This is a genomic window from Muricomes intestini, from assembly GCF_004346165.1.
GTDB classification, from domain to species: domain Bacteria; phylum Bacillota; class Clostridia; order Lachnospirales; family Lachnospiraceae; genus Muricomes; species Muricomes intestini.
Genome location: NZ_SLZZ01000017.1, coordinates 26,377 through 46,775, shown reverse-complemented (window position 1 = coordinate 46,775; position 20,399 = coordinate 26,377). Strand labels below are relative to the sequence as shown.

Below are 20,399 nucleotides of genomic sequence, written 5' to 3'. Positions count from 1 at the left end.
AGTAGGCAGAGTATGGGAATTGGAGGGAGCTTATGATAAAGGTTTTTCTCGTGGAGGATGAGATTGTAATAAGAAGTGCGATTAAAAGCAGCATTGACTGGGAGAAGGAGGGCTATGAGTTTGTCGGGGAGGCCAGTGACGGAGAACTGGCGTACCCTATGATTGTGTCGGAAAAACCGGACATTTTAATTACGGACATCCGGATGCCTTTTATGGACGGACTGGAGCTAAGCCGCCTGGTCCGGGAGGTACTGCCGGATATTAAGATATTGATTCTGAGTGGATATAATGAATTTGATTATGCAAAGAAGGCCATCCACTTGGGAGTGGCGGAATATCTGCTGAAGCCGGTATCCTCTGCTAAGCTTTTGGAAACCCTGGGAAATATTAGGGCTGAAGTGGAGCGGGAGTGGGAAGAACAGGCTCTGAAGGAACAGTATCAAAAAGATAATCAGGAAAATGTGGAAAATGAAAAGGTGAAATTGTTCACCTCCCTGGCAGCAGGAAATATTTCTATGGGAGATGCTGTAGAGTGGGCAAAAGAGCTTGGTATGGATTTAAGTGCACGGGTTTATAATGTGATGCTTTTTAAGGTATCAGTAAAAATAGATGATTACGAAACTTCGAAGCAGGCTATGCAGGCATACGCAGAAGTGGAAGAGGCACAGAATATGGTCCGGGGAGTGTACTGCTTCCGAAAAGGAGTGGAGGGCTGGGCTTTTCTGATAATGGCGGAGTCCCGGGCCGATCTTCAGGAATCCATACAAAGGCTGGGAGAATATTTGACAGAGACTATGGAGAAATATCCGGGTGTAGAATATTTTGGCGGCATTGGAAGTCCGGTGTCCCGCATCCGGGAGCTGGGGGATTCCTATGAAGAGGCGGGGAGAGTGTTTGCCACCCGTTTTGTCAATGATTCCAGGCAAATATTAACGAGTAATGATATTAAGCTTCTCCACGCAAAGGAAACACTGAATGTGCAGAATCTGGATGTGATGGAAAGAAACCGGACGTTGATGGAGAAATTTCTGAAAAAAGGAACGCTGGAAGAGGTGGAGAGCTTCGTTGCGGCGTATTTTGAGGAAATACCGAAAGAAAATCTGCAGTCTTCTCTGATGCGTCAGTATATTACTATGGACATATACATTGTAGCCAGCTCTTTCTGTGGAAAACTGGGCATACCAAGCTCAGAACGTACGCAGGAGGCCAAAGATCTGGAGGTGACTCTGCAGCGGGTAACTACAGCAGATGGAGTGAAAGAATATGTGGAAGATCTGTTGAAGAATACCATTGAGCGGCGGGATACAGTGAGCGGAAGCAGGTATTTAGATGTGATTAGAACTGCGAAAGCATATATTGAAGCCAATTATATGTCAGATGATGTATCTTTGAATACAGCCGCCGCGGCTGTAAATATGAGCCCCAGTTATTTCAGCTCTGTGTTCGGCAGAGAAGTGGGCAGGACTTTTGTGGAATATCTGACGGATGTCCGTATGGATAAGGCAAAAGAACTTTTGATGTGCTCTGCACTGAAAACGTCGGAAATAGGATATGAGGTAGGATACAAGGATCCTCATTATTTCAGCTACATATTTAAAAAGACACAGGACTGTTCACCGAAGGAGTACCGGTATCGGGGAAAGAGGGAGCGGGAATGAAGAAGGGAAGAATATCTTTATCATTAAATAAAAGAATTGCACTGATTCCCGGCGCAGTATTTATTCCAATGCTTTTTGTAGTTATTTACCTTGTGATGACTCTTCTGAGATCGGCGGGTGCATATAGCGCTATCACAGAGAGTGCTACTTATGCAAACTTTTATTCCAAGGAATTTAAAGAGCGGGTTGATTACAGCATGTATCTGGCGGTAATCGGAAATAAAACCACAGAAGAACTGGGGGACGGGGAGACTACAATCAATGGAATCGTGACGGTAAACCCCTATGAATACAGTGATGAATTATCAAAGGTGTGCGATGAATTGTCCCAGATGGCTACGGCCCCTATCAATGAACGGAAAATTATTCTTGTGAAGAACAGTTTGAAATCCTTGAAGAACAGCGTGGCAGAGCTGGAGAAAATGATAGCAGAGGAAAAACCCTATGATGAGAAGATTGAATATCTGGATTTGAATATCCGGGGAAGCAGCGGCCTCACTACGGTGATTCAAGGTGCACTGCAGGATTACGTTTACAATGAAACAAGGAATTTTGACGGGGCAAAAGCGGATCTGGAAAAGCAAACCAGAAATGCAATAGAATTCAGTGTGTGGGCTCTGTGTGTGACGATAGTAATATCCATCGGTCTGTCCATGCTGACAGTACAAAGTGTCACCCGGCCCATAAAAAAACTCTGCGCGCAGGCAAGAAAGGTTGCAAAAGGGGATTTTACAGCGAAGACGAAGATTGAGACTGTGGATGAAATTGCGGTGCTCACGGATAGTTTTAACGATATGACGGCTGAGATAGGTGTGCTGGTCGAGAACATAAAAAGGCAGGAGAAAAACTTAAGAATCACAGAATCAAAACTTATGCAGGCCCAGATTAATCCCCACTTTCTCTACAACACGCTGGATACGATTATGTGGCTTGCGGAGGCAAAGAAGACAGAGGAGGTAGTTTCCATGGTGGGCTCGCTGTCGGAATTCTTCCGCACCACCTTGAGTAAAGGGAAAGATTATATTACGGTGAAAGAGGAAAAGTCTCACATAGAAAGCTACCTGGAAATACAGCAGTTTCGCTATCAGGACATTATGGATTATGAGATAGAAATTGGGGAGGAACTTTATCAGTACAGTATTCCAAAACTTACCTTGCAGCCCCTGGTGGAAAATGCACTTTATCATGGCATTAAGAATAGAAGAGGACGCGGCATGATCCGGATTACCGGATGGAAAGAAGAACAAAAGATTTATTTTAAGGTGGAGGATAATGGTATCGGCATGAGCAGGGATAATCTCAAGCAGCTTCAAAAAAGCATCTGCGGGACGGACGGTGAAGTGGACAACAGCGGTTTCGGACTGGCAAACGTGAATCAGCGGCTCCAATATTATTATGGGGAGGAATATGGCGTGTTTTTTGACAGCGAAGAAAATGAGGGAACAGTGGCTACAGTTATAATAGGAGTCAAAAAATAATAAACTCTTTTCATAAAAAAACACTTTCACATAAACCTGGGCCTGAAAAACCATAAAAAAGTGTAAAAACTTAAAATGATAGTCTGTTTCTTATCTGGCAGTTATCCATTAATATATGTATAAGATGATTGAATCGCAAAGTAAAAAAATACGAGGAGGATTATGGAATGAAAAGGAAAGCTTTGGCAGCAACACTTTGTATGGCCATGACGGCAGCTCTGCTGGCAGGATGCGGCGGAAAGGGAGACAGTAAGAGTACGGCTTCCGGTGACACAAAAAATAGTGAAAACGGCAGCGATGTACTGACAGTAGGTTTTTCACAGGTGGGTGCGGAATCGGACTGGCGTACTGCAAATTCTGAGTCAATGAAGGATACCTTCAGCAGTGAAAATGGTTATGAGCTGATTTTTGATGATGCGCAGCAGAAACAGGAGAATCAGATCACGGCAATCCGCAACTTCATTCAGCAGGAAGTGGATTACATACTGCTGGCTCCGGTAACAGAGACAGGGTGGGATACAGTACTCCAGGAAGCAAAGGATGCGGATATCCCGGTTATCATTGTCGACCGTATGGTTGATGTGTCAGACGATGATCTTTATACTACATGGATTGGAACAGACTCCCTGCAGGAAGGAAGAAAAGCGGCTGACTGGCTAAATCAATATGCGGAGGCGAAAGAAGTTAAGCCGGAAGAGCTGAACATTGTTAATATACAAGGAACTATCGGCTCCACAGCGCAGATCGGGCGAACCAAAGGCCTTGAAGAAGGTGTGGAGAAATACGGCTGGAATCTGCTGGCACAGCAGACTGGTGAATTTACACAGGCGAAGGGACAGGAAGTTATGGAGTCCATGCTGAAACAATATGATAATATCAATGTAGTTTACTGCGAAAATGACAATGAAGCATTTGGCGCTATCGATGCAATTGAGGCAGCAGGCAAGACTGTAGGCGGCGATATTAAGAACGGCGAAATTGCTGTAATCTCTTTCGACACAACGAATGCAGGTCTTACAGACACACTCTCAGGCAAAATTGCATGTGATGTTGAGTGTAATCCATTACATGGCCCCCGCGCAGAAGAGCTGATTAAGAAATTGGAAGCAGGGGAAGAAGTAGAAAAGCTGAACTATGTAGCGGAAGAAATATTTACTCATGGCAATGACGTTGCCAAGGTTAAAGCAGTAAACAGTCTGGGCGATGAGGAAGAATTTGAGGTGACTCAGATTACACAGGAAATCCTCAACGGACGTGCATACTAATCCGTACGTATCATGGGGGCAAAAAGCTTTTGCCCCCAACATCATAAAATGACTGGCGTGGCAGGCAACAGGAGGCATACATACCTGATATGCTGCCACGCTATTTTTACGCACTTGTAAAAAGGGGGCTGACCCCTTTGAGGATGTAATACAGGAAGTAAGAAAGAGGTGAGCCCCGAATGGAAAATAATATTGTATTGACAATGAAAGATATCTCTAAAACGTTTCCCGGAGTAAAAGCATTGCAGCATGTAGATTTTACACTGAGAAAAGGAGAGATACATGCACTGATGGGGGAAAACGGTGCTGGAAAATCTACATTGATTAAGGTGCTGACGGGGGTGTATGATTTTGAATCCGGCGAAATACACATGGAGGGAACCGCAGGTGCTTTTGTAAACCGTTCACCCCAGGAAGCCCAGAATATAGGCATAAGTACAGTTTATCAGGAGATTAATTTATGCCCGAACCTGACCGTAGCGGAGAATCTGTTTATTGGCAGAGAACCGAGAAAGGCAGGTATGATAGATTGGAAAACCATGAATAAAAAGTCTGCAGAGATATTGCAGGGTTTAAACATAGAGGTCCCTGAGACCCAGAACCTGGAAGAGTGCTCCATTGCGAATCAGCAGATGATTGCTATTGCCCGCGCAGTGGACATGAAATGTAAAGTGCTGATACTGGATGAACCTACATCATCTCTGGATGACGAGGAGGTAGAAAAGCTATTCGTGCTTATGAGAAAGCTGAAAAATGAAGGTGTAGGTATTATATTTGTAACTCATTTTCTGGAGCAGGTATATGCAGTCTGCGATAGAATTACAGTGCTTCGAAACGGGGAGCTGGTAGGAGAATATGAGGTGAAGGAACTTCCCCGGATCATGCTTGTCGCAAAGATGATGGGAAAAGACTTTGACGACCTGGCAGATATAAAGAGCGCCCACGGTGAGAAGAATTATAAAAATGCTGAAACTATCGTAGAGGCAAAAGAGCTGGGGAGAAAAGGAACTATTAAACCTTTTAACCTGAAAGTGCGCAGGGGAGAAGTTATTGGGCTGTCCGGTCTGCTCGGCTCCGGCCGCTCAGAGCTTGTGAGGGCCATCTATGGTGCAGATAAGCCGGACACGGGAGCAGTGGAGATTAAGGGGAAACCGGCAAAGATCAACACCCCTCTGGATGCAATGAAGAGAGGAATGGCCTATCTTCCTGAGGACAGAAAAAGAGATGGGATTATTCAGGATTTGTCTGTGCGTGAAAATATTATTCTTGCGCTTCAGGCAAAACGGGGTATCTTTAAACCCATGAGCCGGAAAGAAATGGAAGAGGCTGCAGACAAATATATTGATCTTCTCCAGATTAAAACTGCCAGCTGTGAGACTCCGGTTAAAAGCCTATCAGGAGGAAATCAACAGAAAGTGATTATCGGCAGATGGCTTTTAACGAATCCGGAATATCTGATACTGGATGAACCTACCAGAGGAATTGATATTGGAACAAAGACGGAGATCCAGAAATTAGTGCTGGATCTGGCTGACCAGGGTATGGCAGTAACATTTATTTCTTCGGAAATTGAAGAAATGCTGCGCACCTGTTCCAGGATGGCAATTCTCCGGGATGGCAGGAAGGTAGGGGAACTGGAAGGCAATGAATTGTCTCAGGATGGAATTATGAAAGCAATTGCCGGAGGTGAAGAATAAAATGGAAAAGAAATGGAATGTAAAAAAAATAGCGGGCATGCGCCTGTTTATGCCTCTGGTATGTCTTCTGGTTGTACTTTTGGTCAACGTGATTACTACACCGGGATTCTTTAAGATCTCTGTAAATAACGGGGTACTGTACGGGTATATCATAGATGTTGTCAATCGTGCTTCCGAGCTTGTTGTCCTTGCGGTAGGTATGACCCTTGTGACGGCAGCATCCGGCGGACAGGACATTAGTGTGGGTGCAGTGATGACGGTTGCGGCAGCATTGTGCTGTCAGATACTTTCCGGTGGTGCAGCTTCTGCCACAGCATTTCAGAATTCCTTTGTTCTGGCAATTATTGTCGGCCTGCTGGGTGCAGCGGTGTGTGGTGCTTTTAATGGGTTTCTTGTTGCAAAACTAAACATACAGCCTATGGTTGCAACTCTCATTCTCTTTACGGCAGGCCGGGGAATTGCACAGTTAATTACAAAGGGACAGATTACCTATGTGAGGGTAGGCAGCTATAAAGTACTTGGAGGTTATATCGGAAAATGTCCGATTCCCACACCTATTTTTGCAGCAGTGCTTGTCATTCTTATAGTATATCTGATATTGAAAAAGACAACACTGGGATTGTACATAGAAAGCGTTGGAATTAATTCAACAGCCTCCCGGCTGGTAGGATTGAACTCCACAATGATAAAATTTCTGACTTATGTTATCTGTGGTTTACTGGCAGGGGCAGCAGGCCTGATTGCCTCAAGCCGTATCTATTCTGCAGATGCCAACAATATAGGACTGAACCTGGAAATGGACGCTATCCTTGCCGTGGCCCTGGGCGGCAATGTTCTCGGCGGCGGTAAGTTCAGTCTGATGGGCTCTGTAATTGGAGCATATACAATTCAGGCACTGACGACCACACTTTATGCGATGAACGTGTCCGCGGATCAGCTCCCGGTATATAAAGCAATAGTTGTTGTTATCATTGTTACATTGCAAAGTCCTGTATTCAAAAAGGCACTGGCTTCTTTAAAATCCGGGCATAAGGCAAGAAAAACAGCAGCGGAAGGGGGGAATCAATAATGAAGAAATTGACCAACAGAAGAAAAATAAACGGCAGCACTTACCTGCTGATGATTACGGTCCTCCTGTTTATAGTGATGTATGGAGCAGGCATGATTGTCTTTGCCTCCAAGGGGTTTGCAAAACCTCAGATGTTCCTGAATCTGTTTGTATCCAATGCAGGCCTTTTGGTTATTGCAATGGGGCAGACGATTGTTATGATTACAGCCGGAATTGATATTTCCGTAGGTTCCGTGACAGCTCTGGTATGCATGGTGGCGGCAAATCAGATGGAGAATCACGGGACCAGTGCCTACATGGCTGTTGTGATTGCTCTGGCCATCGGCCTTGCGTTTGGACTTGTGCAGGGAGTATTGGTAGCCTATCTGGATATCCAGCCATTTATTGTAACCCTGGCAGGCCTGTTTTTTGGAAGAGGGATGACATCCGTTGTGAGCACAGATATGATTTCCATTAAAAACGAGACCTTCCTGAAATGGGCAAATTATAAGATATATCTGCCTGTCGGATCCTACAGTAAACGGGGAAATTTCCTGCCGGCTTATATTTATCCTACCGTTGTAATAGCACTGCTTGTGCTTGTACTTATTATCATTATTATGAAATACACAAAATTTGGCCGTTCGGTATATGCAATCGGAGGAAATGAGCAGAGCGCTATGATGATGGGGCTGAATGTGAGGAAAACAAAACTGAAAGCCTATCTGCTGGATGGCTTTTTGGCCGGTCTCGGAGGATTCTTGTTCTGCCTCAATAGTACCGCCGGATTTGTTGAACAGGCAAAAGGACTTGAGATGGATGCCATTTCCTCAGCCGTTATCGGCGGAACTCTGCTGAGCGGCGGTGTGGGTACTCCCTTTGGAACCTTGTTCGGAGTTCTGATCAAGGGGACAATTTCCAGTCTGATTACAACCCAGGGTACATTGTCAAGCTGGTGGGTAAGAATCACATTGTCTGCCCTCTTATGTTTCTTTATTGTACTGCAGTCAATCTTTGCAAGCGTAAAGAAGAAAAAATAATGGTATATTGCCCCACAAGCCAAGAAAGTATAAAAGGGCAGAGAGTATCTGCTTCTTATCTTTCTTGGCTGTTTTACTTGGCCGCCCAGGCCTTGGCTGGGATAATCAGCATTAAATTCATCCAGCACCGGCTGCAGGGAGAGAATTATGAACTGGATTAGCAAGATAAGTAGACAAAAATTGGTTTTAGTTAATAGCAACAAGTTTACCCAGGTAACTTTGTGGAATATTACAGATTGCCAAATATAACTAATAAACCTATAATATACTTAGTTTAGGAAACAAAAACCGGTATATATGCATATAAAAAAATAATTTGAAAGCCTAGACGACATTTTTTTTTACGTTAAAGGTTATCCGAGTAACCAAACTGCTTAGATGACTTAGAAACTTGAAAATTTTAGTGAAAAGAAGGGTAAAGGAAGGTAATCACATATACTTATAAGGTTGGTTTGATTAACAGTGATTATGGCTTTTCAACTGCGGTAGGTCTGTTCAACTCTATAATTAGCCTGATATTGCTGGTCAGTGCCAATCGTATTAGTAAGAAAGCCGCAGGGTATAGCTTATGGTAGGGAAAGGGCTTGGTGCAAATATGCCGATTAAAACAAAGAGGGCACCTCAACATAAACGCAAACTTTCCGGTGCCGATAAACCGCGTGTACGATCAATTTGGCAAGCATAGAATCCCTCAACATAAACGCAAACTTTCCGGTGCCGATAAAGGGTTTCATATTTTCAATAAAATATTTATGGTCATAATATTTGTGATTTTTGCCTGGCCGCTGTGGTTCGTGCTGATAGCATCTTTTTCGGATCCGAACTTGGTCACCTCTGGAAAAGTATTGTTATTGCCAAAAGGCTTTTATTTAGGCGGTTATAAAATGATTTTGGAATACAAGGATATTCTCAGAGGCTATGCGAATTCGATTTTTTATACTGTTGTCGGAACCGTATTGAATATTGTAATGACGATATGTGCAGCATATCCGTTGTCGCGCAAAGATTTCGTGCCGCAAAAGTTTTTCACAATCATCTTCGTATTCACGATGTATTTTTCCGGAGGATTGGTGCCGCTGTTTTTACAGGTAAGAGCCTTAGGTCTGTATAATACACCGTTGGCAATGATTATTCCAGGTGCCGTTTCGATGTACAATGTGTTGATTTTACGGAGTTTTTTCATGACTGGTATTCCGAAAAGCCTGGAAGAGGCTGCGGAACTTGACGGTGCGAATACATTTCAGATGTTGACTAAGATTATTATCCCGTTAGCTAAACCAACTATAGCGGTGCTGGTACTGTTTTACGCTGTCGGGCATTGGAATGATTATTTTAGTGCATTGATTTATTTAAAAGATAAATCACTGATGCCGCTGCAGACAGTATTGCGTGATATTTTAATTATGGGAAAAATTGATATGACGTCTGGCAGTGTTGACATGGCGGCTGTCACAGCAAAATTAAAAGTTGCACAGACACTTCGTTATTCGGTTATCGTTGTGTCGACAGTACCATTGATGCTTGTTTATCCTTTCATTCAGAAGCATTTCGTAAAGGGTATTATGCTTGGGGCGGTCAAAGGATAAAGTTTAATACAGAAAGAGAGATATAGTAAAGATTATGAAACCTTATGCAATTAGAATTGAACACGGAAGAACAAAAACTGAAAATGTCTGCATAACCGAGGGAAAACAACCATTGTTTTCGTGGGCTGTAGCAACACAAGACGGCGAAATGCAGACTGCATATAGAGTAGTTATAAGATTAGATGAGAAAGAAATATGGGACAGCGGCTGGGTTAGCTCACCTGAGCAGTCTTGCTGTTATACAGGGACGCAATTAACATGCGGCGAAATATATACAGTTACTGTTTCGCTAAGGGATACAAATGGCCGGGAAAGTCAGTCCGTACAACAGAGGTTTTGTTCTGGTGCAATCAATCAGTGGGATGCAGAATGGCTTTGTGAACAAGAGCGCAAGGAAGATGCTGTCATTTCTTTTTTTAAAAATTTCGCCTGTGAAAAGGAAGTTGCATCAGCCTGTATCTTCGTCTGTGGCCTTGGATATCACAAGGTATACTTGAATGGAATGGATGTTTTTACGGAGCCTATGAATCCGGCTTGTTGTGAGTTTGATAAGCGGTGTTATTACAGCGTAATTCCCGGCATTGAAAAAAATTTACAAAAGGGGCAAAACCGTGTCGGAATACGAGTCGCCGGAGGCTGGCGTAATCCTGACAATGCTTGCTATCAACTGACGGGAAGGATACCCGAGTTTACCGGAAAAACACAAATGAGTGCTTTGCTGCGCATTCGCTTTAGCGATGGAGAAGTGCGGTGGCTAAGTACGTATAGAAGCTGGCAGTATTTTTATGGTGGTGTTGTTTCATCCAATATCTTCATGGGCGAACGATATGAGGCGTCACACGAAATAGAAGACTGGTGCCGGGCTCAAACAGAGATAAGCGTGGCGGTGCCGGCAGCTTTGGCACCCGCGCCTTGTGAGAAGATGACGCCGCAGACGTTGGAAAATATCTGTGAACAGGAAATATATACACCTAGAGTAATAAATCATGTTGCAGAGGGAGTGTGGGGCGTCGATTTTGGACAGAACATTGCCGGTATCTGCCGGATCCGTATTCCTCGTGATATTCCGGCCGGACAAGTGATTGAAATTAGACATATGGAATTTTTGGATGAGGATGGCAGGCTATTCCTGCAGCAGCTTAGAAACGCCGCTAGTATTGACACTTACGTAGCTGCCGGCGGGGGAAGAGACCCGGAGTACTGGCAGCCGGAATTCACTTATCATGGGTTTCGGTATGCCGAAGTAAAGGGCTATCCGGAAGCGTTATTGAAAGAAGATATTACTGCTGTGAGCCTTTATACCGATGTTGCGACTAATAGTAATTTTACATGTGGGAATACACTTGTCAATCAAATTTACAAAAATGCCATTCAGACGGAGAAAGCAAATATTCACAGTCTTTTAACCGATTGTCCGCAACGCGATGAACGAATGGGATGGATGAATGACGCGACAGTCCGGTTTGAGGCAATACCATATAATTTTGATGTTGGCCGTCTGTTTCCAAAAATTGTCAGGGATTGTATGGACGTCCAGGGAAGTGAAGGTGAAATTACCTGCACAGCGCCATTTGCGTTTGGCGCACGGCCCGCTGATCCAGTCTGCTCAAGTTATTTGATTGCTGGTTGGGAAGCATACCTGCATACTGGTAATATCGATATTCTACGTGAAGCTTATCCTGGCTTTAGTGCATGGAACGAGTTCCTTGCGCGGCAGACGAAGGGAAATATTGTTGATTACAGTTATTACGGTGATTGGGCAGCACCAGCATACGCTTGTCAAAGCGAAGAATTTGCCGTGTCAGCAGTTACGCCGGGAGAATTTATGTCGACAGGATATTTCTATTACAATGCCTGTCTGCTGGCAAAGATGGCCAGCGTAATTGGTCTGGATAAGGAGGCAGAACTGCAGAGGGCAAAAGCCAAAGAAATTCAGACGGCTTTTCTTGAAAAATGGTGGGACGAAAACAGCGGCCGGGTATCGACCGGCTCTCAAGGCTGCCAATCCTTTGCTTTATGGCTTGATATATTGCCGGAAAGTGGAGTCCAAAAGGCAGCTGATTACTTGCACTTTGACCTGGTTGAAAAGAACTATATGTTTACCACTGGGAACTTATGTACACGGTATATGATGGAGGTGCTGACACGTTTCGGATATCTGGAAGATGCCTGGAAACTGGCCATTAGGGAAGTATATCCATCCATCGGTTTCATGATTCAGAATGAAGCTACTACGGTATGGGAACGGTTCGAGCTGAAGCAGAATCCAACGATGAACTCCCACAATCACCCGATGTATGGAGCTGTCGTGTACTGGTATTATGGTTATCTAGCTGGAATCAAACCGCTGGATGCCGGATGGAAGAGATTTTCAATCCATCCATATTTGCCAGATGGACTTTTATCGGCTAGTGCAGTCGTTGTAACGCCTTACGGTGACGTGAGTGTCCGATGGATACGGCGCTATGGAGAAATACATATATATGCAGAAGTACCCTGTGGAACCGAAGCCGAAGTTAAATTGCCTTGGGGCGGTAAAGAATTGGCTGCCCCCGGGTTTCATCACTGGAAAAAAGAAAGAATCGAAGAGAATTAAATGAAAAATACTAATTCATGGAGGATATTGTTCAATGAAGACGATTCAGGAACATCTGGAAACGCCGGTTGCCGGCACATATGATGTGATTGTTGCAGGCGGCGGACCGGCCGGGGTCGGTGCAGCCCTTGCGGCTGCCCGGGCAGGCGTGAAAACACTGCTGGTAGAACAGTATGGGTTTCTTGGAGGCATGTGGACAGCCGGTATGGTCATTCCAATCTGGGACTGGGAAAACAAAGGCGGCATTATGCAGGAAATCATTGACCGGCTTACAGCTTGTGGGAATACCATTTATACGGGGCCGTTGTTAGGTTTCGATATTGAAGCAATGAAAGTATTATTGGATCAGATGATGCAGGAGAGTGGTGTGGACATATTATTTCATTCTTATTTTTCCGCACCGGTGTTGGATGGGAATAACTTAGAAGGAGTTATTGTTGAAAATAAATCTGGCCGTGAGGCATATTTGGCACATACGGTGATTGACTGTACCGGGGATGGTGATGTTGCGGCCCGCGCTGGAGCACCATTTAAAATAGGGCGGGATGAAGACGGGGCAATGCAGCCGATGACAATGATGTTTAAGCTTGGTGATATGGATTATGTGCAGGCAATGGATTATTTTCCGATCCCGATTGAAAAGACAGAACTGTTCTTTCATATGGAACATGCAGCCACAGCATCTGGCCTAGAAAACTATGAATTTAATTTCGAGCGGCCGTATATTCTGAGTCTGCCGGCATCTCATCAAGGCATAGCCGAAATGACTCATGTACGGAGTAAAAGCGGAATTGACGCCAGGGATTTGAGCAGGGCGGAAATGGAAGGGCGAAAACTTGTGCAGGAAGCGATGCACTTTTTTACGAGTTATATGCCGCAGTTTCGACATGCATATCTTGATCAAACGGCAGCTCATATTGGGGTTCGCGAGACACGGCGGATAATGGGAGAATATGAACTGACGATTGACGATTTGTTTGAATAACCCTGAATTGGATATTGTATTTTGTGACAATGACGATTAAACTATTTATAAGTGTAGAATAACTGAAAGGTAGTGCTGTAAATGGGAAGAAAAATGCGGGTTACACGGAAGGATGTAGCAAATAGAGCTGGAGTATCGACGGCGACAGTATCCTATGTGCTTAACAAATCGAAAAAAATCAGTGATGAAACAACTAGCAAAGTGATGCAGGCGATTGCCGAACTGGATTATCGCCCGGATATGATTGCCCGGAGCATGTCCGTGGAACAGACGATGCAGGTTGGAATTGTCCTTGAGGATATTACAAACCCATTTTCGGGGGGGTTAATACGTGGATTCGAAAAAGCGGCAAATGAGAAAAATTACTTTGTCAGTGTTTGTACGAGCTTCGACAAATTGGATGATTATTTTGATAATTTCATTGCCAGAAGAATCGACGGTATTTTTGTTGCAGCGCTTCCTTATAAATTTAATGTAAACAAATTATATGATTTGGTCGATCGTGATATTAAAGTAGTAGTCAGCGGCAATGCGATTGCAGACTATAAAAAAGTATCTTCTCTGGAAAATGATTATATTGACGCAATGGAGCAAGTGATGGAGTATTTATACGCTTTAGGCCACCGGAACATTGCGTATATAAGCGGATTAGGAAAAAATATGACTTATGATTTGCGATGCATTGGTTATCGGCAAATGATTACTAAGCTTGGGCTGACATGTGGTAACGAACTGTTAATTGATGGAAAGTCACCTTATTTTACGGGAGTTGAGGAAGGATATTCCGGAGCAAAGCGACTGATTGAGACCGGTAAGAAATTTACCGCTGTGATTTGCACAAATGATATTATGGCGTTTGGAGCGATGAAAGCAATTAGAGATCATGGTTTACGAATTCCTGAAGATGTGTCAGTAGTTGGATTTGATGGAATCAAACTTGGTGAATACTATGAATGTCCATTGACTTCAATGGCATTAGAACAAGAAGAATGTGGTCGAAAGGCCTTCGACTTGTTATATAATAATATGACACAAGGAACCGTGGGATACTATAAGAATATGCTTCATTTAGTCGAACGTGAATCCACTGGAAAATGTCGTGAAACAGAGAAAATATGAAGTGACATAGAGCGCCTCCTATAGATTGTCTCAATAGGAGGTGCTTTTTCATGGGAAATACCTATAGGACAACCAGTGGCCCAAATGTTATGATAATAACGGTATGAACAAAAGATTGGAGGAAAATAGAAATGAATGTAAAACAGGAAATCAGCCTTAAAAAGGTACAGGAAGATGCAGAGGAGAATTTTAGGGGAGGATATTTTTGCTGTGAGGCCTTGATGGCATCCATCCGGGACAATTTTGAGCTGGATGTCCCGAAAGAAGTGATTGCCATGGCTTCGGGCATGGCAGTCGGAGCAGGAAAGTCAGGGTGCATGTGCGGAGCCCTAAACGGTGGAATTCTCGCTCTGGGAATGTTTTTTGGGAGAACAGAACAGGGAGGCCCTCAGGATCCGAAGGTCGTAAAGTGCATGGAACTTACAAATGAACTACATAACTGGTTTAAAAAGGCTACCGAAAAGAACAGTGTCTGTTGTCGCGTACTGACAAAGGAATTTGATATGAGCAAAGGCGAGCATAAGGAACAATGCATACGTTATACTGGTCTTTGCGCATGGAAAGTTGCGGATATTATAGTGCGGGAATTGGGCTTGACTAACCTGGATGTGAAGACAGCATAGAATGGAGGCATGAGGAATGAGAGAAATAATAAAAAAGGTACCTGTACCTATCTGTGGTGTTATGCTCGGAATAGCAGCGCTTGGAAATTTGCTGCAGAGTTATTCGGAAGGAATCCGTAATGTATGCGGAATTGCGGCAGGTCTTCTTTTAATCCTGGCTCTTCTGAAGTTGATTATGTTTCCGGGAATGATAAAAGAGGATATGAAAAATCCTATTATGGCAAGTGTGGCGGGAACCTTTCCTATGGCATTGATGCTCCTCAGTGTATATGTGAAGCCATTTATCGGAAAGGGAGCATTTTTAATCTGGGTTCTGGCAATACTGCTCCATATTGCATTGATTATTTACTTCACTGTGAAATTTGTTTTCAGGCTGCAGATGCCGAAAGTATTCGCCAGCTACTACATCGTGTATGCAGGTATAGTTGTTGCGGCTGTCACGGCTCCCGCCTATGAAAAGCTTTCCATAGGAGCGGCAGCATTCTGGTTTGGATTTATAACATTGATTGTACTGCTCGTGCTGGTTACAATGCGTTATATCAAATATAAAGAAGTTCCGGAACCGGCAAAACCATTAATCTGCATTTATGCGGCCCCTATGAGCCTTTGCGTTGCAGGATATGTTCAGTCTGTGACTCCCAAGTCATATGGTCTTTTGGTGGGAATGTTTGTGGCGGCAAGTATTCTGTACATATTTGCCCTGATAAAGGCTGTAGGATATTTAAAATTACCTTTTTATCCCAGTTACTCTGCTTTTACTTTCCCGTTCGTAATCAGTGCCATTGCATCCAAGCAGACGGCGGCCTGTCTGGCAAATATGGGACGCCCTGTCCCGGCACTGCAGTATGTGGTGCTGGCTGAAACAATCATTGCAGTTATACTGGTAGTGTATACACTTGTGAGATTTCTAGAATTTATTTTTAAGAAAGCATAGAGATTAAAGGGGCTTACCGAATATGACCTGTAGGGTTATTGAGGTAGGCCTTTATAGCCTTTGTATATTCCTTTATATGGGTGCGTATTTGTTTGACGCTGGGCATAAAGTGTCATATAATGATGTAAATGATACTTCAAATTAGTCAATTGTTTTAGGCGAGGCTTCGGAAGAATAATGGCAAAATATATTGAATTGAGTGCAGACGATCCAGATGAATTATGCAAGGTGGCAAAGGCTTTATCTGCACCTCTTAGAATTGATATTATAAAACTTTTATATGAACAGAGTTGTAATGTAAAAGAAATTGCAGAAAAGCTGAATATCCCGGCATCCACTGCTGCTTTGCACGTAAAGGTTTTAGAAGAAACAGGACTTATAAACACAGAGAATCAGCCGGGAGAACGAGGAAGCGCCAAGGTTTGCAGCAGACGTGGAGATGTAGTTACTATAAGGCTCCATGGCTTAGAAAATAAGACGACAGATATTAGGACTTTTAGTATGCCGGTTGGCGCATATACAGATTGCAAAATCATGCCTACTTGTGGAATTGGATCGGACACCAGCATTATTGGAAATGAAGATAAACCAAGAGATTTCTATTTGCCGGGAAGAATGTGTGCACAGATTCTGTGGACATCAGCGGGATATGTAGAATATAGATTCCCTAACATCATACCGAAAGGAAAAAAAGCAAGGCGGATTACCGTGTCTGCCGAAATGTGCTCTGAGGCTCCTAATTATCGTGAAGATTGGAAGTCGGATATAACCCTATGGATTAATGGAATAGAATGTGGAACATGGACATGCCCCGGAGATTTTGGAAAACGAAGAGGCAGATTGACACCTGCCTGGATATTGGAAGGAAATACTCAGTATGGCCTACTGGTCAGTTGGAATGTAGAAATGGAGTTTAATTATGTAAATGGCACAAAAGTTGGGGTTGGAAATCTTGATGAAATGAATATTGAAAGCTTACCGTTTATTACGGTAAGGCTTGGTAATAGGCCTGATGCAAAGTATATAGGCGGATTTAATATCTTTGGTGAGAAAGCAGGAGATTACCCACAAGATATTTTGTTAACAGTTGAATATTAATGAAGAAGGTGGAGCGCTAGAAAGCGATTTTACCTTCTTTTATTTTTTGATTAAAAACAATAATTATGTTCTTAAATAAAATTAATGTGTAAAAGTGCACTAAAAATACAGAAATATAAATTGACATATGTGTATTATGATGATAATATAATTAATAGATACAAATATAATGTTTTAAATAATGAAAAGGAGAAAATTATGAAAAAGAGAATGGGGAAAATTGTATCAAGTCTGTTAACATGTACGATGGCTTTGGGTTTGATGGCTTGCGGCTCAAGCGACAAATCTGGAGATACTTCTGCTTCAACTTCTTCAAGCGGTGGTAAAAAAATTGAATTTTGGAATTTTTTTACTGGACCCGATGGCAATAATATGAAGAAGCTGATTGATGATTTCAATAAAACAAATCCAAAGTATAAAATTAACAATATTACAATGGCCGCTGGTGATATGTACCAAAAAATTCCTACTGTTGTTAATTCTGGAAAAGGAGTACCGGATTTATGCATTGTTGATGTTGCCAGGGTTCCGATGTTTCAAAGCCAGGGGATTTTGGAGCCGATGGATGAAATTCTTACCAGAGAACCAGAGATAAAGAGGGAAAACTATAGAGAAGCTGTTTGGAATACAGGAGCAATTGATGGAAAGCAATATTCTGTGCCATTGGATATGGGGGTTACAGGTTTACTGTATAATAAAAAGCTTGTTGAAAAATATGCTCCTAATGTACTGGATGATAATGTGGTAACAGTAGATGAAATCATGGATATTATACCCAAAGCAAAAGCTGATGATATTGTAACTTTGCCGGTTTCTTTTTTTACATACGAGATGGCCTTGTCCCTGGCAACACAAAAAGGTGGCTCTTTATTTAATGAAGATGGAATCACACCAAACCTGAATAGTGCAGAGCTAAAAGAGGCATACCAGACATTAAGGGATATTCAAGAAGCTGGTGGTGGAAGCGAGGATGGAGACGATAATTTGCAGCTGTTTATTAATAATATGTCTATATTTTGCCATACTGGTGTTTGGGACTATAATTCTCTGATGCAGGCGGAAGATTTGGATTGGGGAATGACAAATACAATAGCGTATTCTCCAGATAAAATTGTAAATGTTTCAAACTCTAATCAGTTTGTGTTGCTAAAGAGTGAAGCTAGAACAGAAGAAAAAGAAATTGTCATAGCTGATTTTCTAGACTTTATTAGAGAGAATACAATGGAATGGGCCAGAAGTGGTCAAGTGCCAGCCTCCAATAGTGCAGATGGAGAACAAGAATTTCAGCATATGCCGGGATATTTCTTTGTATCTTCACCAGAGGAACAAAATAGTATTGCTTTTAGAAGCTTTAAATATGGAGGGATTGTTGATGATGCAATTTTTGCATCTCAAAATGATGCAATATATGGGAGTATGAGCGTGGACGACTTCTTGAATCAGGCACAACAGCAAAGTGAAGACAATATTGCCCAGCAGGGAGAATAATTTCTGAATTAGTTGTTAAGAGAGAAAGTTGTGAATGTGATGAAACGAAAAAAGAAAAAAGTTAATTTAACTCATTTAGTGTTTATTGCCCCTCATATGATTATTTTTATTGTATTTATTGTAATACCGATTTTTTTTGGCATTTATGTGTCTTTTACGAAATGGGATTTGATAGGTACTCCGCAATGGGTGGGATTGGATAATTATAAAGAAATTTTGTTTAATACAAAATCGACTTTTAACAGACAGTTTTTTGATGGGCTAAAGAATACAGTGCTATTTGTCATTTTTAATGTTCCTTTGTGTATCGTTGTCCCATTAGCTTTTGCCTTGGTGCTGCACATCAGGCCTTTGGGCTCGAAGATTTATCAGTTGGTATTGTATTTACCAACATTATTTTCGATAACGTCAGTAGGCCTGATATGGATTCAACTTTTAAACCGGCGGTTTGGTCTGGCATCTGTCATGGGCGCAAAGGTACAATGGGCAATCACAATGCCTTATGCCTGGATTGCACTAATGATTATGACAGTTTGGTGGACGATGGGGAGCAACATGGTTATTTACCAGGCTGCACTTGGCTCTGTCCCAAAGGAAGAGTATGAGGCCGCAGAAATGGATGGTGCTGGCTGGTTTACAAAATTGGTGAAAATTACGATACCTTCCATACGGTTTCAATTGTTGTATACATTGGTAATTACAATTGCAGGAAGCTTTAATGTATATGGACAGCCAACGATTATGACCCGTGTTGATCTCGGAGCAGGGCCTAAAATAAATGTTTTGGTACAATATATACGTTCTATTGCGTTTGGATCCGGCCAGTCCGCAGCAGGAATTGCTTCTGCAATGGCGGTCATATTAGGCTTGTTTATAACAATTGTTTCAATAATACAGTTTAAGATGATTAGAAGTGAAGATTAAAAGCTGAAAGGATAAAAATATGAAGAAAGGATTCTTAAAACGACTTATAGCGCCGGCAATATTGGGGGTAATATGTCTGATCTGGATACTTCCGATTGCTTATGGGGTATTATCCAGTTTCAAAAGTGAGGTGGAAATTAAAGATACAAGATTTCACTTTATCCCTGAGACATGGACATTAGACAACTATAAATATATACTGGAAAATTCAGGAAACACACCAATTATTAAATGGTTTATGAATTCTTTTCTCATTGCCGTCATTACATCTGTTGGAGTAGCTTTGATTATATCACTGGCGGCATATGGGTATACTAGAATAAAGTGGGAATATAGAGATCAGGTATTTTATATTGTTTTGGCGTTATCTTTTTTTCCACAGATTATTAACATAATACCTTTGTATAAAATTGTAGACACACTGGGGTGGGTGAATAAAATGCCAGCAGCTATTGTTCCGGCTTTAGCTAGTGTAACAAACTTGTTCTTAGTAAGACAATTTATGCTGGGAATACCTATTGAATTTGATGAGGCGGCAAGAATAGATGGTGCAAATGATTTTATGATTTATTCCAGGGTTATTATGCCAATGCTGAAGCCTGTCATGACAGTTGTTATATTGTTTACTTTTACAGGGCAATGGAACGATTTGCTTTGGCCATCGATTGTATTCAACGATGTACAGAAAATGCCGCTTACACCAGGCTTGCAATTACTTATGGGAGCTTATGGGAACTTCAATACAGCACCTGTTATTACAGCAGCTATGATATCTATTGTACCTACGTTTATATTATATTTATTTACACAAAAATATTTTTTACAATCCTTGTCATTATCATCCGGTGTGAAGGGTTAAG

The 20,399-nt window shown here is 42.4% G+C and carries 16 protein-coding genes; all 16 read left to right on the top strand.

Going from position 1 to position 20,399, the window contains the following annotated elements; all coding sequences use genetic code 11:
* Nucleotides 1-32: 32 nt before the first annotated feature.
* The 16 genes from EDD59_RS12030 (at nucleotide 33) to EDD59_RS11955 (ending at nucleotide 20,398) form a co-directional block, all read left to right on the top strand.
* Nucleotides 33-1,658 carry a response regulator gene (locus EDD59_RS12030; protein WP_132382181.1) on the top strand — a complete coding sequence of 542 codons (1,626 nt, stop codon included), beginning with the start codon at nucleotides 33-35 and terminating at the stop codon, nucleotides 1,656-1,658.
* Nucleotides 1,655-3,136, top strand: a complete 1,482-nt coding sequence (locus tag EDD59_RS12025) for a sensor histidine kinase (protein WP_132382179.1) — start codon at nucleotides 1,655-1,657, stop codon at nucleotides 3,134-3,136. The genes EDD59_RS12030 and EDD59_RS12025 overlap by 4 nt, the downstream gene beginning before the upstream one ends.
* 167 nt (nucleotides 3,137-3,303) lie before the next feature.
* Nucleotides 3,304-4,401, top strand: a complete 1,098-nt coding sequence (locus tag EDD59_RS12020; RefSeq protein WP_207670404.1) for an ABC transporter substrate-binding protein — start codon at nucleotides 3,304-3,306, stop codon at nucleotides 4,399-4,401.
* Between the two features lie 179 nt (nucleotides 4,402-4,580).
* Nucleotides 4,581-6,098 (top strand): sugar ABC transporter ATP-binding protein, encoded by a 1,518-nt coding sequence (locus EDD59_RS12015; RefSeq protein WP_132382177.1) that lies wholly within the window; start codon nucleotides 4,581-4,583, stop codon nucleotides 6,096-6,098.
* Nucleotide 6,099: 1 nt separating this feature from the next.
* Nucleotides 6,100-7,167 carry an ABC transporter permease gene (locus EDD59_RS12010; protein ID WP_132382175.1) on the top strand — a complete coding sequence of 356 codons (1,068 nt, stop codon included), beginning with the start codon at nucleotides 6,100-6,102 and terminating at the stop codon, nucleotides 7,165-7,167.
* A complete protein-coding gene (locus EDD59_RS12005; protein WP_207670403.1) occupies nucleotides 7,167-8,186 on the top strand; it encodes an ABC transporter permease subunit in 1,020 nt (339 codons plus the stop codon). The genes EDD59_RS12010 and EDD59_RS12005 overlap by 1 nt, the downstream gene beginning before the upstream one ends.
* Nucleotides 8,187-8,938: 752 nt before the next feature.
* Complete coding sequence (locus tag EDD59_RS12000; protein ID WP_132382173.1) at nucleotides 8,939-9,772, top strand: carbohydrate ABC transporter permease; 834 nt, start codon at nucleotides 8,939-8,941, stop codon at nucleotides 9,770-9,772.
* Between the two features lie 34 nt (nucleotides 9,773-9,806).
* Nucleotides 9,807-12,368, top strand: coding sequence for an alpha-L-rhamnosidase (locus tag EDD59_RS11995; RefSeq protein ID WP_132382171.1), 2,562 nt, complete (start codon nucleotides 9,807-9,809; stop codon nucleotides 12,366-12,368).
* A gap of 34 nt (nucleotides 12,369-12,402) precedes the next feature.
* Nucleotides 12,403-13,353, top strand: a complete 951-nt coding sequence (locus EDD59_RS11990) for an FAD-dependent oxidoreductase (RefSeq protein WP_132382169.1) — start codon at nucleotides 12,403-12,405, stop codon at nucleotides 13,351-13,353.
* Between the two features lie 93 nt (nucleotides 13,354-13,446).
* The gene (locus EDD59_RS11985; protein WP_165920931.1) at nucleotides 13,447-14,472 is read left to right on the top strand and encodes a LacI family DNA-binding transcriptional regulator; all 1,026 of its coding nucleotides are present in this window, start codon (nucleotides 13,447-13,449) and stop codon (nucleotides 14,470-14,472) included.
* Nucleotides 14,473-14,603: 131 nt separating this feature from the next.
* Complete coding sequence (locus EDD59_RS11980; RefSeq protein WP_132382165.1) at nucleotides 14,604-15,095, top strand: C-GCAxxG-C-C family protein; 492 nt, start codon at nucleotides 14,604-14,606, stop codon at nucleotides 15,093-15,095.
* Nucleotides 15,096-15,111: 16 nt separating this feature from the next.
* Nucleotides 15,112-16,029 carry a TDT family transporter gene (locus tag EDD59_RS11975; protein ID WP_132382163.1) on the top strand — a complete coding sequence of 306 codons (918 nt, stop codon included), beginning with the start codon at nucleotides 15,112-15,114 and terminating at the stop codon, nucleotides 16,027-16,029.
* Nucleotides 16,030-16,206: 177 nt separating this feature from the next.
* Nucleotides 16,207-17,127, top strand: a complete 921-nt coding sequence (locus tag EDD59_RS11970; protein WP_132382161.1) for an ArsR/SmtB family transcription factor — start codon at nucleotides 16,207-16,209, stop codon at nucleotides 17,125-17,127.
* Nucleotides 17,128-17,325: 198 nt separating this feature from the next.
* Nucleotides 17,326-18,615 (top strand): extracellular solute-binding protein, encoded by a 1,290-nt coding sequence (locus tag EDD59_RS11965; RefSeq protein WP_165920930.1) that lies wholly within the window; start codon nucleotides 17,326-17,328, stop codon nucleotides 18,613-18,615.
* Between the two features lie 12 nt (nucleotides 18,616-18,627).
* The gene (locus EDD59_RS11960) at nucleotides 18,628-19,539 is read left to right on the top strand and encodes a carbohydrate ABC transporter permease (protein ID WP_207670402.1); all 912 of its coding nucleotides are present in this window, start codon (nucleotides 18,628-18,630) and stop codon (nucleotides 19,537-19,539) included.
* A gap of 19 nt (nucleotides 19,540-19,558) precedes the next feature.
* Entirely contained in the window at nucleotides 19,559-20,398 is an 840-nt protein-coding gene (locus EDD59_RS11955) for a carbohydrate ABC transporter permease (protein ID WP_132382155.1), read from the top strand.
* Nucleotide 20,399 lies beyond the last annotated feature (1 nt).